The following is a 12,267-nucleotide window of genomic DNA, read 5'->3' as shown; positions in this document are numbered from 1 at the left end:
TCGCGGGCGTTGCGTTGACAATGTTAAGGATGCGGCGCGCGCTTACCAAGTGCGGGCACTGGGAGGGATCGTCCCACCGGCCCGCGACCGCCGCCGCAAGGGACGCCACCATGCCGCAATCCCCGGTTACCCCGGCGTGAATCGCGCGTGGCGACGGTGTCCACCCGGCGCCCGCATGCGCATACTCTTGACGCCCCGAATGCAGGAAGCCGTTGGAGATGATGCGCAAACCCGCCCTGCTGGTCGTCGCCCTGCTCGTGCTGATCGGCGGGCTGTGGTGGCTGCGCCAGGCGCAGCAGCCACACCCGCAGTTCGCCCCGTCGATCACCGGCCAGGCCGCCCCGGCGCCGGTACCGCCGCCGCACGCCGCGCGCGCCATCGAAGGCCTGCCGCCATTCCTGCCGGACGAAGCGCGCCAGACCATCGCCTTGATCCAGCATGGCGGCCCGTATCCGTACAACCAGGACGGCAGCGTGTTCGGCAACCGCGAGGGCCGGCTGCCGCAGCGCCCGCGTGGCTATTACCACGAGTACACCGTCGATACGCCCGGGCTGTCGCACCGTGGCACGCGGCGCATCGTCACCGGCGGCGAACCGGTGGAGATCTGGTACTACAGCGACGACCACTACGAGACGTTCCGCAGTTTCAGCGTCCCGGCCCGGAGCGAATGATGGGCGCGCACTTCGACCTCGACCTCGGCGACCCGGGGCAATCCGGCGTCTACCGCATCGCCCCCGAAGCACTGGACACCATGGCCGCGCTGGCGCGCGACGCCGGCCTGCGCGTGCTGCGCGTGGACCTGGCCGGCTGCGCGAGCAAGCGCACGCTGCTGGCGCGGCTGGGCACGCAGCTGGATTTCCCGCATGGCAGCGGGATGAACTGGGACGCGCTGTCGGACAACCTGCGCGACCTCTCGTGGCTGCCGGCGCAGGGCTATGCGGTGCTGCTGGAAGCGGTGGACGCGCTGCGCGCCGGCGCCGGGGAAGACTTCCACTTCCTGCTGGACATCCTCGACGAAGCCGCCGTGGCCTGGGCGAACGAAGGCGTGCCGTTCGTGGCGTTCGTGAGCCTGCAGGAAGAGGAAGACGCCGGCTGAGCAGCCGGCATCGCCGTCACTTGCCCTGCTGCTGCGCGCGCTCCTCCACCTTGGCCTCGCGCAGCTGCTGCTCGGACACCTTCAGCGCCTTGACGTCCAGCGGCCGGATCGTCTGGATCCGGCACGGCAGGCGAATCGAGTTCGCCCCGCCGATCACGATCACGTCATCGAACTTCGCCGACACGCGGCCCATCATGTTGGTGATCGAGATGGCCGGCGCGTAGTCCAGGTCGTTGCACGGCCCGGCGAACTCCAGCAGGTAGGCCGTGCCCGGCTTGGTCCACACCGCCAGCGCGTCGTCGCCGAGGTTGGTCCAGCCGTTGAGGCTGTTGAAATACTGGAAATCCCGCACCGGCGCGCCGGCATGCGCGCGGTACAGCGCCAGGCGCTCGTCGTCGCTGATGCGGCCGGTGGCGCATCCGGCCAGCCCGCCGGCGAAGGTGGCGGCCAGCACCGCCAGGGTCAGCACTCGCTTCATCGTCGCCACCTCCAGGGAACTGGCGTCATCTTGCCGCGTTGGCCGCGCGGCGGCGCGTGCCCGGCCGCCGCCCGTTCAGCGCCGGCAAGGGCTGGCCGGCGGCGCGGTCATTTCGCCGGCGCCGGTTCCGCCAGCGGACGCACGTAGGTCAGCAGGCTCACCAGCAGCTTGCCTGGCTCTTCCCACGGCATCATGTGCGCGGAGTGCTCGAACCACACGCCCTGCTTCATCGGCGCGCGCACCTTGGCCAGCCACTGCGCGGTGGGCTCGGAGGGCGTGGTGTAGTCCTGGCGGCCCATGAACATCAGCACCGGGATCGGAAACTCGCGCACGCCGGTGAAATCGACGCCGAGGAACTCCGGCAGCACGCGGCCCAGGGTGAAGACGTTGCCGGCGTCGATCGCGCAGCGCGCCGCGTCGTCGTATTCGGGCGACAGCCGCGGGCCGTTGAAGAAGTAGTCCGAGGTATCCCGGTAAGCAGTCATGCCACCGTAGTACTGCGCCCACTTGCGGGCGCTGACGATGCGATCGCGGGTGATCGGCGTGTTGCCCGGATACGGGGCGATGGAAGCCAGTTCCTTCTCCGCCTCGGCATTGTGGTGCGCCCTGGCCTGCGCCACCGCATAGTCGTAGCTGATGCGCTCGTTCTCGCGCACGTTGATCACCTGGCCGACGCCCACGTACGCATAGAACAGGTCAGGCCGCTTGAGCGCGGCGCGCATCGAGACGATGGTGCCCCAGCTGTGGCCCATCAGGATCACCTTGGGCTTGTGGTAGCGCTGGCGCACCGCTTCGGCGATGGCGATGGCGTCGTCGGCGTAGCGCTCGATCTGCAGCGTGTCGGCGATGGCCTCGGGCGGGTTGTCGGAGAAGGTCTTGCCCGAACCGCGCTGGTCGTAGGTGACCATCGTGAAGTATTCCTCCAGCGGGCGCTGGAACTGCCACAGCGTCGGGGTCAGCGGCGAGGCCGGGCCGCCGTGGACGAACAGCACCACCGGGTTGTCGCGGTCCTGCCCGCGCGCGGTGACCCACTGGGCGATGCCGCCGGCCGGCTGCGCCCAGGATTCCTGCACGCCATTGGGCGTGGAGATGCGCTCCAGGTCGGCCACCACCGCGCGTGCCTTGGCGTACTGCGCGGTGGTATCCGGGCACGACTCGGCCGCCTGCAGCGGGCCGCACAGCAGCGCCATCAAACCGATCACCCAATGCTTGCCCATGTCCCCTTCCCTCGCTGGCTGGCGTGTGGGAGACAGGCTATCGGGCGCGGGCAACGGCCGGAATAGGCAGGAGGTCGTGTCCGCGCGGCGGACAGCGCGGACAGCAGGCGGACGCGTGGGCTGGTGCGTGGGGTTCGCATCCCGTAACGTTCGGCAGTCCCGTTCCGGTAGCCCGCATGCCAGACCATCTCCAGCGCAGCCTCGCCAACCGCCACCTCCAGCTGATCGCCATCGGCGGCGCCATCGGCACCGGCTTGTTCATGGGCTCGGGCAAGACCATCAGCCTGGCCGGCCCGTCCATCCTGTTCGTCTACCTCATCATCGGCGCGATGCTGTTCTTCGTGATGCGCGCCATGGGCGAGCTGCTGCTGTCGAACCTGGAGTACAAGTCGTTCATCGACTTCTCCACCGACCTGCTCGGCCCGTGGGCCGGCTTCTTCTGCGGCTGGACCTACTGGTTCTGCTGGATCATCACCGCCATCGCCGATGTCATCGCCATCGCCGCCTACGCGCAGTTCTGGTTCCCCGGGCTGGCGCCGTGGATACCGGCGGTGCTGTGCGTGCTGTTGCTGCTCGCGCTCAACCTGGCCACGGTGAAACTGTTCGGCGAGATGGAATTCTGGTTCGCGCTGATCAAGATCGTTGCCATCGTGGCGCTGATCGTCACCGGCGTCGGGCTGGTGGCCTGGGGCTTCCAGTCGCCGAACGGCAGCGTCGCCTCGGTGGCCAACCTGTGGAACGACGGCGGCTGGTTCCCGATGGGCATCGGCGGGTTCTTCGCCGGCTTCCAGATCGCGGTATTCGCCTTCGTCGGCATCGAACTGGTCGGCACCACCGCCGCCGAGACCGCCGACCCGGAGCGCAACCTGCCCAAGGCGATCAACTCGATCCCGGTGCGCATCATCATCTTCTACGTGCTGGCGCTGGCCGCGATCATGTGCGTCACCCCGTGGCGCGAGGTGGTGCCGGACAAGAGCCCGTTCGTGCAGCTGTTCGTGCTGGCCGGCGTGCCGGCGGCGGCGAGCCTGATCAACTTCGTGGTGCTGACCTCGGCCACCTCCTCGGCCAACAGCGGCATCTTCTCCACCAGCCGCATGCTCTACGGCCTGGCCGAGGAAGACCACGCGCCCAAGGCGTTCTCCAAGCTCTCGCGCGCGGCGGTGCCGGCACGCGGGCTGCTGTTCTCCTGCGCGTGCCTGCTGCTCGGCGCGATGCTGGTGTACGTCATCCCGAACCTGGTGACCGCCTTCACCCTGGTCACCACGCTGTCGGCGGTGCTCTTCATGTTCGTGTGGTCGCTGATCCTGTGCGCCTACCTCGCCTACCGGCGCAAGCGCCCGGAGCGCCACGCGGCTTCGAAGTTCAAGCTGCCTGGCGGCGAGGTGATGTGCTACGTGGTGCTGGCGTTCTTCGCCTTCGTGATCGTGCTGCTGACCCTGCAGCCGGACACCCGGCAGGCGCTGCTGGCCAGCCCGGCGTGGTTCCTGATCCTGGGCATCGGTTACCTGTTCAAGCGCAAGCGGGCGGCCGGGGCATCCTGAATGCCCCGCCGTGCGCGGCAAGCAGCGATGACCAGTAGTTTTTCTGAGGAATCCGCGTAATTTCACAGATGCGAGCGCCGCACGAAGGATGATGTGATGCGACCGGTTTCCACCGGTGCCCCTCCATGCGTACGCCCGCGATCCTCCTTGCCTTGGCCATGCCTGCCCTGCTGATCGGCTGCAACCGGCAGGCCGATACCGCCGCCCCCGCCCCGGGGGCCGCATCCACGCCACCGCCAGCGCAGGCACCCGCTCCCGAACGAGCGGCCTCGCTGGGCGGCTACACCTTCGAACGCGGCTACCCGACCGAGGCGACGGTGCAAAAGGCCTATGACGATGCCGATCTCGCGCGGGCCATCACTGCCTACAAGTTCTTCTACCCGACGGTATCCATCCTGGCGACCTGGGAAGGCAACGTGAATGCCGGGCTGCAGCCCAACACGCAGATGCTCCTGCTGCAGGGCCGGCCCGAGCAGACGGTCTTCACCCCCAACTCCGACACCCCGTATGCCGGCGCCAACCTGGACCTGTCCAACGGGCCGATCGTGGTCGAGCTGCCCGCGGGCGTGATCATGGGGGTCATCAACGACCTCAACCAGCGCTATGTCACCGACCTGGGGCTGCCGGGGCCGGATGCCGGCAAAGGCGGCAGGCATCTCGTGCTGCCACCCGGCTACGACAAGCCCGTGCCGTCGGGCTACTTCGTGTCCCGCCCCGCCACGCAGCGCGCGCTGATGCTGTTGCGCGCGATCCCCCCGGCGGGCAACGACCAGGCCGCCATCGACCTGCTCAAGCAGGTCAAGATCCATCCGCTGGGTGCGGCGGCGCAGCCACTGACCTGGATTGAACAGGGCGACAAGCACGCCGACTTCTCTCCCGTATCGTGGGAGCGTGGCCTGGAATACTGGAAGCGGCTGCATTCGATCATCGAGGCCGAGCCGCCGTTCGAAGGCTACCGCAGCCATTACGGCGAACTGGCCGCGCTGGGCATCGCCAAGGGCCAGCCGTTCTCGCCGGACCCCAGGATGAGCGCCATCCTCGAGCGCGCCGCGCAACTGGCCAACGACCAGATGCGGGTGCAGTCGTTCGCCGACCGCCGCGCCGAACGCCGTCCCTGGGCTGACCGGCAATGGGAATGGGCGACCCTTCGCCCGGAGAATGGCACTTTCGACACACCGGCCTATACCGATCTGGAAGCGCGCGAAAAGTGGTTCTACCAGGCCCAGATCGAGTCGCCCGCCATGTTCCGCCGCACCCCCGGTGCTGGCTCGCTGTACTGGTTGGGCACGCGCGATGCGACCGGTGCCTACCTGGACGGCGGCAAGACCTACAAACTGACCGTGCCACTGCCGGTGCCGGCCAAGCTGTTCTGGTCGGTGACGGTGTACGACAACCAGACCAGAAGCGAGATCGCCACCGAGCAGGACAGGGCGGCGCTTCGCTCGATGTTCGAGGTCAAGGACGCCACTGGCACGTCGGTGGACCTGTTCTTCGGGCCCAAGGCGCCGGCGGGCGAGGAGGCGCACTGGATCCAGACCACGCCCGGACAGGGCTGGTTCGTCTACTTCCGGGTGTATGGCCCGGAGACCCAGGCCTTCAATGGCCAATGGAAGCCATCGGATTTTGTCGAAGTGAAGTAAGGCGACGCGCGCGCGCGCCCTGCGGGGAGGCGCGCGGCGGGCGTCGTGGCCGGTCTGGCGGGCAAGCTGCGTTGGCGAGGATGTGAGCGGCGGACGGCCCCGTGGAGGCGGGGCCTGCGCGCCGCAAGGAGCACTGGATCGCCCAGGAGAAAGCCATGTCCCAGTTCCTGATGGTGGCCGTCGTCGGCCTCATGCTGTTGCTGCCGTTGCTGCCCGCCTCGGCCATCTTCTACCTGCTCAAGACGCGCCAGGAGCGCCTGAAGGACCGTGCCCCGGGCCTGGCCAGCGGCGTGTTCAACGTGCTCGGCTTCAAGATGAGCTTCGAAGCCGCCGGCTCGACCGCGACCTATCTCACCCTGCTGGGATTCGCGACCTTCCTGTTCCTGCACATGGAGGCGCTGGATCGCCACGAGCGCGACAAGGACAAGCAGGACGCGTGGCTGGTGCAGATCCCCGTGCTGATGAAGGACGCCAGCGGCAAGGAGATCGCGCCGGGCAGCTACGAGTACAGCCAGATCAAGGCTTCGGTGACGCCTTATTCGGTGCTGCGCGCCAACAAGCTTTCGCTGTGGGTGACCCGTCAGGATGGCGCATTTCCCGCGCTGAACCTGGAAGTCTCCGGCACGCCGCCCAAGGTGGTGGACCTCAACGACGCCTCCATCGCCCAGGTGCAGGACGGCAACCGCATCGTCGTGCAGCCGGCCACCATCACCCTGCTGGCGCCCTATAACGCGTCGATGGGCGGCGTGCCGGTCGTCGGCACGACAGCGCCGCCCTCCCCGGCACCGGCCGCTGCGCCGGCGGCCTCCACGGTGGCCGGGTTGGCCACGCCGCAGGTTCCGGGAGCGGCGCAATGAAAAGGATTTTCTGGACGGGCGTGGCGGCGCTCGTGCTGTGGTTGGCCGCCGGCATCGCGTCCGCGGCGCAGGTCCGCGGGCGGGTGGATTTCTACGGGCCTTCGGGCGTGTTCCCGATGGTCAACGCGCAGGTCATGCTGTGCGCCGCGCCGGGCGCGTGCCCGGCGGCGACGGTCACCGGCGCCGATGGCATGTATTACCTGCAGATTCCGCCGGGCAACTACCTGCTTGTCATCAACGGCATGACCAAGCAGCAGCTGCAGGTGCCGAACGTGCCGCTGTTCGATGTGCCGCCGCTGCCGGGGAATCGCTGAGCCTCAGATCGTCTCGCACTTGAGGCGATGCAAGGCGGTGCCGGCGATGGTGGGAAACATCGTCGGCTCCCCGAAAGCGCGGGCCGCCAGCATCGCGCCATGCACGGTGGCCATGAAGGTGCGCGCTTCGGATTCGGGCGGGTCGGCAATCGCCATGACCCCGTGCGCCACGCCATCCTCGATGACGGAGCGCAGCCACGCGGAGAGATCCGCGAAATGGCCGCGTACTTCCTGCGCCACTTCCTCCGGCAATGCGGACAGTTCGCCGGCCATCAGCGCACAGATGCAGATCGGATGCTGCCCCGAGGTGATGCAGTCGGCCCAGTAGCGGGCATAGCCTTCCAGCCGCGCGAACGGATCGGGCACGTTCGCCGACAGCGCCGCCATGCCCCGCGCGGCATCCGCCCGGTAGCGCGCCACCACCGACTGTACGAGGACGGCCTTGCTGGCGAAATGGTGGTGGACGCTCGGCTTGCTGATGCCCACCGCCGCGGCGATGTCCGCGTAGCTGAAACCGTTGTAGCCGCCGACCGCGAGGAATTCGGTGGTGCGGCGGACGATTTCCTCGGCCTTGGGCGACAGCGCCGGCAGCGTGTCCGCGAGGGACTCGGTCATGAAAACTCCACGGAATCAGGGGGCGGCGCGACGCCGCAGCGAAACGACCTGCCATGTTAGCCCGACCACCAGCGCGACCAGCAGGCCGCCCTGGGTGCCGAGCAGCAGCGGGTCTTTCAGGTCGGTCACGAACGGATGGCCGGCCGGCAGGCGGCGCAGGGTTTCGGACACGGTGGGCAGCATGAGCAGGAACACGCTGATACTCAGCGTGATGGTCTCCACGTAGCCGCGCGCGCGGGGCGACAGCGGCAGCCGGTATGCGCCGTAGCCGAGGAAGAGCATCGCCAGGGTGACCGCGCCGATGACGACGCTCACCGGCTGGTGCGCGATGAGGAACACCGACGAGGCGCCGATGAGCATGAACCAGAAATAGGCGCGGCCGGCCGGCAAGCGCGGGGTGATGCGGCCGTGGCGCAGGAGCATGTAAGCGGCCAGCGGGATGGCGGGCAGGCTGCCGAGGGTGTGCAGCCAGCCGAGGGGGGAGATGCCGAGCATGGACGGGGCTCTGAGGGGCGGAGCGGGCAATCTACCTACTAGTAGATAGGCACGTCAAGCGAATCGCGAAGCGGCCGCCTTGGGGGCCGTCTATTCCCGTGGGGATCGCAGGTACCCAAGCAGGTCGAGGAGCGCGAAGCCGGACAACACCATCGCCAGGCCCCCGTATCCGAACACGAGCGCGGCGGCGCTGCAGATCACGCCGAGCGCTGCCATGAACGCGCGAGCCCCTTTTCCGACTGAAGGTTTCCAGCGCGCAAACGTCACCAGGCAGGTGAGGCCAAGCATCAGCGTGGAAAGGAACAGGTGTTCCCTACCCGCTTGGACGGAATGCACACCGAGGCGCGCGAACGGGTCGCCCAACGCGCAAGCCACCATCGCGGCGAGTGCTGCAATGGCGGCCAACCAGGCCACCATCACCACCGGCCGGTGATCCAGACGCCAGCGAATCTCGCGCATGGGCTTCAATCCAGTAACCCATGCAAACCTGCACGCGCATTGATTGCCGCGCCGCTGACGCAAGACAACTCTCGCTCGGTGAGTTCCCGCATGATCGACTCCTTGTTGTCTGGAGAGCCGACCGTAGGAGCACATGCTGAAGCCATCCATTGGATGCTTCCCATGCATTGCGCGCAGCCGCGATGCAAACGCATGCTCATGATTTCATGGCGCCACAAAGCAAAAAGCCCGCACCAAAGGTGCAGGCTTTTCGACATTGAATCCAATGGTGGCCGGGGAGGGAATCGAACCCCCGACACGGGGATTTTCAATCCCCTGCTCTACCAACTGAGCTACCCGGCCGTCCGTCGCAAGCAGTGCTGCGTTGCGAGGACGCGCATCATAACGATGCCTGCGGTTTTGGGCAAGCCTTGGCGGCGAAGAAATCCATGCACCCCGCGAAACCCCGGGAAAACCCTGCCTTTCCCGCGACTTCACGCCACCTGACCACGCCCCTGCCTAGCCTGCGCTGCCGACTGCCGGAGGAGCCCGATGCGCCGTACCACCGCCCTGCTGTCCCCCTTGCTGTTCGCGCTGGCCGCCGTCTTCGTCGCGCCCGCGCATGCCGCGCGCCACGAGCCGCCGGTCACCTCGGTGCCGCAGCTCGATCTCTCCCGCTACGCCGGCACCTGGCACGAGATCGCCCACCTGCCCGTCTCCTTCCAGAAGAAGTGCCAGGGCGAGATCACCGCGCAGTACACGCTGCGCGACGACGGCAAGGTCGGCGTGCGCAACCGCTGTCGCGTGGCCGACGGCGGCTTCATCGAGGCCGAGGGGGTCGCGCGCCGGGTGGAGGGCCATCCCGGCCGGCTGGAAGTGCGCTTCGCCCCCGACTGGCTCGGCTGGATGCCGCTGGTCTGGGCCGATTACTGGGTGATCGCGCTGGACCCGGACTACCAGTGGGCCGTGGTCGGCGACCCCGACCGCCGCTATCTGTGGATCCTCTCGCGCACCCCGAGCATGCCGCGCATGCAGTTCGAACAGCTCAAGGCGCGCGCCGCGGCGATGGGCTACGACCTGGAACCGCTCATCCTCGCCACGCCGCTGGAGTGACGCACTGCCGCAACGTCCTTGCCATACGGCGTAGTATGCTTTAGCCCGGTTCCAACGATTCCGAGGTGGGCAATGCAGGGACGTATGCGTCCGCGCGCGTGGCGCTTGATCGCCACGCTTTCGATGGTGGCCGCGGTGCTGGGCCTGGCCTCGTGCAGCAGCAACGTGCGCCGGGTCTCCGAGCCGGCGGTGAGCATCCAGCAGTTGACCGTGCGTGCCGATGGCAGCTGGTCGCTGGAACTGCGCCTGCAGAACTACAGCTCCATCCCCATGCAATTCGAAACGGTCGCGCTGGACGTCAGCGTCGGCGGTGAAGCGGCCGGCCACCTGCAGCAGGCGGTGAACTACTCCATCGGCCCGGAAACCGCCGACGTGGTCACCGTGGCGATGCAGCCCAGCTCCACCGCCAAGATCATCGTCGCCGACGTGCTCGCCGGCGGCCGCGCCCTGCCCTACGAACTCAAGGGCACGGTCACCGCCACGCCGGAAGACAAGAAATCCCGCCCGTTCGAGGTCAGCGGCCGCAGCACGCTGAACCCCGCGCCCGGCCTGAGCGGCGTGCTGCGCTGACGCGCACGCACGCCCGCCCTTCCCCCTCCTTCGCTTTCGATTCCCGCAGGTTCCCCATGAGCAGCTACACCGCCCCCGTGGCCGACATCCGTTTCGCCCTGCACGACGTGCTCGGCGTCGAAGCCCTGTTCCAGCGCCTGGGCCTGAGCGAGGCCACCGCCGACATCATCGACGCCGTGCTCGAGGAAGCCGCGCGCTTCAGCGGCACCGTGCTGGCGCCGCTCAACAGCGTGGGCGACGAGATCGGCTCGGTGTTCGACAAGTCCACCGCCGCGGTCACCACGCCGCCGGGCTTCAAGCAGGCCTACGACCAGTTCGTCGAAGGCGGCTGGACCGGCCTCACCGCCGCGCCGGAATTCGGCGGCCAGGGCCTGCCGCACACGCTGGGCGTGCCGCTCAACGAGATGGTCAATGCCGCCAACCTGGCCTGGGGCAATTTCCCGCTGCTCTCGCACGGCGCGGTGGAAGCGCTCAAGCACCATGGCGAAGCCTGGCAGCAGGAAGTGTTCCTCAAGCCGCTGATCGAAGGCCGCTGGACCGGCACCATGTGCCTGACCGAACCGCACTGCGGCACCGACCTCGGCCTGCTGAAGACCCGCGCCGAACCGAACGCCGACGGCAGCTATTCGATCACCGGCACCAAGATTTTCATCACCGCCGGCGAGCACGACCTCACCGACAACATCGTCCACCTGGTGCTGGCCAAGCTCCCCGATGCGCCGCCCGGGCCCAAGGGCATCTCGCTGTTCGTGACGCCGAAGTTCAAGGTGGCGCGCGATGGCACGGTGGGCGAGCGCAACGCGCTGGCCTGTGGCTCGATCGAGCACAAGATGGGCATCAAGGCGTCGGTGACGTGCGTGATGAACTTCGACGGCGCGCAGGGCTATCTCGTCGGCCAGCCGCACAAGGGCCTGCAGGCGATGTTTACGATGATGAACACCGCGCGCCTGGGCGTGGGCCTGCAGGGCATCGGTTTGTCCGAGCGCGCGTACCAGAATGCGCTGCGTTATTCGCGCGAGCGTTTGCAGTCGCGCTCGCTGTCGGGCGCGAAGTTCCCGGACAAGCCGGCCGACCCGATCATCGTGCAGCCGGACGTGCGCCGCATGCTGCTGACGATCAAGTCGCTCACCGAAGGCAGCCGCCTGCTCGCGCTGCACGCGGCGACGCTGATCGACGTGGCGCACCACGCGCAGGACCCGGCCGAGCGCGAGCGCGCCGATACGCTGGTGAGCTTCCTGACGCCGATCTCCAAGGCCTGCCAGACCGAATGGGGCATCGAGAACACCTACCACGCGCTGCAGTGCTTCGGTGGCCACGGCTACATCCACGAGCACGGCATGGAGCAGCTGGCGCGCGACGCGCGCATCACCACGCTGTACGAAGGCACCACGGGCATCCAGGCGCTGGACCTGATGGGCCGCAAGACCGCCGCGAGCCAGGCGGCCGGCCTGAAGCTGTTCCTGGCCGAAATCGAAGCCTTCGCGCGCGAGCACGAGGGCGACGCGGACCTGGCCGAGTTCATCAAGCCGCTGCGCGACCAGGCCAGCGAGTGGGCGATGCTGACGCGCGAAGTGCTGGAGCGCGCGGCGCGTGACCCGGAGGAGATCGGCGCGGCAAGCTACGACTACCTGTTCTATTCCGGCTACGTGGTGCTGGCCTATTGGTGGGCCCGCAGCGTGGCGGCCGCGCGCGGCAAGGACACGAACCTGGCGACGGCCAAGCGCGAGACCGCGCGCTTCTACTACGCGCGCATCCTGCCGCGCACGATGGCGCATGCGGCGCATATCCGCAGCGGCGCCAAGGCGCTGATGGCGCTGGACGAGGCGCTGTTCGGTTGAGCTTGCGGGGCGGCTTGCCCGCCCCTGTCCTTTCGCGATCCGCCGGAAGCCGCTC

Annotated in this window: 15 protein-coding genes and 1 tRNA gene; 9 read left to right on the top strand and 7 right to left on the bottom strand. The window is 68.1% G+C overall.

Annotated features, from left to right (window positions below):
• Positions 1 to 221: 221 nt before the first annotated feature.
• Both ARC20_RS04595 and ARC20_RS04590 read left to right on the top strand, forming a co-directional pair.
• On the top strand, positions 222 to 671 hold the full coding sequence (locus ARC20_RS04595; RefSeq protein WP_057645145.1) for a guanyl-specific ribonuclease: 450 nt from the start codon (positions 222 to 224) through the stop codon (positions 669 to 671).
• Positions 668 to 1,096 (top strand): barstar family protein, encoded by a 429-nt coding sequence (locus ARC20_RS04590; RefSeq protein ID WP_057645032.1) that lies wholly within the window; start codon positions 668 to 670, stop codon positions 1,094 to 1,096. Before ARC20_RS04595 ends, ARC20_RS04590 begins: the two co-directional genes overlap by 4 nt.
• Before the next feature lie 16 nt (positions 1,097 to 1,112).
• On the opposite strand, the gene ARC20_RS04585 is transcribed toward ARC20_RS04590, so the two are convergent.
• Together ARC20_RS04585 and ARC20_RS04580 are read right to left on the bottom strand one after the other, a co-directional pair.
• Positions 1,113 to 1,574, bottom strand: coding sequence for a DUF6491 family protein (locus ARC20_RS04585; protein WP_057645028.1), 462 nt, complete (start codon positions 1,572 to 1,574; stop codon positions 1,113 to 1,115).
• A 107-nt stretch (positions 1,575 to 1,681) separates the two neighbouring features.
• Positions 1,682 to 2,791, bottom strand: a complete 1,110-nt coding sequence (locus ARC20_RS04580) for an alpha/beta fold hydrolase (protein ID WP_057645025.1) — start codon at positions 2,789 to 2,791, stop codon at positions 1,682 to 1,684.
• A gap of 176 nt (positions 2,792 to 2,967) precedes the next feature.
• Here ARC20_RS04580 and cycA point away from each other — a divergent pair, with 176 nt between their 5' ends.
• The 4 genes from cycA to ARC20_RS04560 all read left to right on the top strand — a co-directional run bounded on the left by cycA (position 2,968) and on the right by ARC20_RS04560 (position 7,143).
• Positions 2,968 to 4,332 (top strand): D-serine/D-alanine/glycine transporter, encoded by a 1,365-nt coding sequence (cycA, locus tag ARC20_RS04575; protein WP_057645017.1) that lies wholly within the window; start codon positions 2,968 to 2,970, stop codon positions 4,330 to 4,332.
• A 158-nt stretch (positions 4,333 to 4,490) separates the two neighbouring features.
• Positions 4,491 to 5,972 (top strand): DUF1254 domain-containing protein, encoded by a 1,482-nt coding sequence (locus tag ARC20_RS04570; protein WP_057645144.1) that lies wholly within the window; start codon positions 4,491 to 4,493, stop codon positions 5,970 to 5,972.
• A gap of 155 nt (positions 5,973 to 6,127) precedes the next feature.
• Positions 6,128 to 6,829, top strand: coding sequence for a hypothetical protein (locus tag ARC20_RS04565; protein ID WP_057645012.1), 702 nt, complete (start codon positions 6,128 to 6,130; stop codon positions 6,827 to 6,829).
• On the top strand, positions 6,826 to 7,143 hold the full coding sequence (locus ARC20_RS04560) for a carboxypeptidase-like regulatory domain-containing protein (protein ID WP_146165828.1): 318 nt from the start codon (positions 6,826 to 6,828) through the stop codon (positions 7,141 to 7,143). Before ARC20_RS04565 ends, ARC20_RS04560 begins: the two co-directional genes overlap by 4 nt.
• Before the next feature lie 3 nt (positions 7,144 to 7,146).
• Here ARC20_RS04560 and ARC20_RS04555 read toward each other — a convergent pair whose 3' ends face one another.
• The 5 genes from ARC20_RS04555 to ARC20_RS04540 all read right to left on the bottom strand — a co-directional run bounded on the left by ARC20_RS04555 (position 7,147) and on the right by ARC20_RS04540 (position 9,054).
• Positions 7,147 to 7,758, bottom strand: coding sequence for a TetR/AcrR family transcriptional regulator (locus ARC20_RS04555; protein ID WP_057645007.1), 612 nt, complete (start codon positions 7,756 to 7,758; stop codon positions 7,147 to 7,149).
• Positions 7,759 to 7,773: 15 nt separating this feature from the next.
• Positions 7,774 to 8,253, bottom strand: a complete 480-nt coding sequence (locus tag ARC20_RS04550) for a hypothetical protein (protein WP_057645005.1) — start codon at positions 8,251 to 8,253, stop codon at positions 7,774 to 7,776.
• Between the two features lie 90 nt (positions 8,254 to 8,343).
• Positions 8,344 to 8,712, bottom strand: a complete 369-nt coding sequence (locus tag ARC20_RS04545; protein ID WP_057645001.1) for a hypothetical protein — start codon at positions 8,710 to 8,712, stop codon at positions 8,344 to 8,346.
• A 5-nt stretch (positions 8,713 to 8,717) separates the two neighbouring features.
• Positions 8,718 to 8,969, bottom strand: a complete 252-nt coding sequence (locus ARC20_RS18180; protein ID WP_146165827.1) for a hypothetical protein — start codon at positions 8,967 to 8,969, stop codon at positions 8,718 to 8,720.
• A gap of 9 nt (positions 8,970 to 8,978) precedes the next feature.
• Positions 8,979 to 9,054: transfer RNA gene (locus ARC20_RS04540), tRNA-Phe, on the bottom strand.
• 189 nt (positions 9,055 to 9,243) lie between these two features.
• Between ARC20_RS04540 and ARC20_RS04535 the strand changes: the two genes are divergently transcribed.
• From ARC20_RS04535 to ARC20_RS04525, 3 genes are all read left to right on the top strand, one after another.
• Positions 9,244 to 9,804 (top strand): lipocalin family protein, encoded by a 561-nt coding sequence (locus ARC20_RS04535; RefSeq protein ID WP_081418026.1) that lies wholly within the window; start codon positions 9,244 to 9,246, stop codon positions 9,802 to 9,804.
• Positions 9,805 to 9,888: 84 nt separating this feature from the next.
• Complete coding sequence (locus ARC20_RS04530; protein WP_057644999.1) at positions 9,889 to 10,374, top strand: LEA/WHy family protein; 486 nt, start codon at positions 9,889 to 9,891, stop codon at positions 10,372 to 10,374.
• Between the two features lie 56 nt (positions 10,375 to 10,430).
• A complete protein-coding gene (locus ARC20_RS04525) occupies positions 10,431 to 12,212 on the top strand; it encodes an acyl-CoA dehydrogenase C-terminal domain-containing protein (RefSeq protein ID WP_057644996.1) in 1,782 nt (593 codons plus the stop codon).
• The last annotated feature ends 55 nt before the right edge of the window (positions 12,213 to 12,267 follow it).

The organism is Stenotrophomonas panacihumi (genome assembly GCF_001431645.1).
GTDB lineage: Bacteria > Pseudomonadota > Gammaproteobacteria > Xanthomonadales > Xanthomonadaceae > Stenotrophomonas_A > Stenotrophomonas_A panacihumi.
This window is presented reverse-complemented; position numbering and strand designations above follow the sequence as displayed.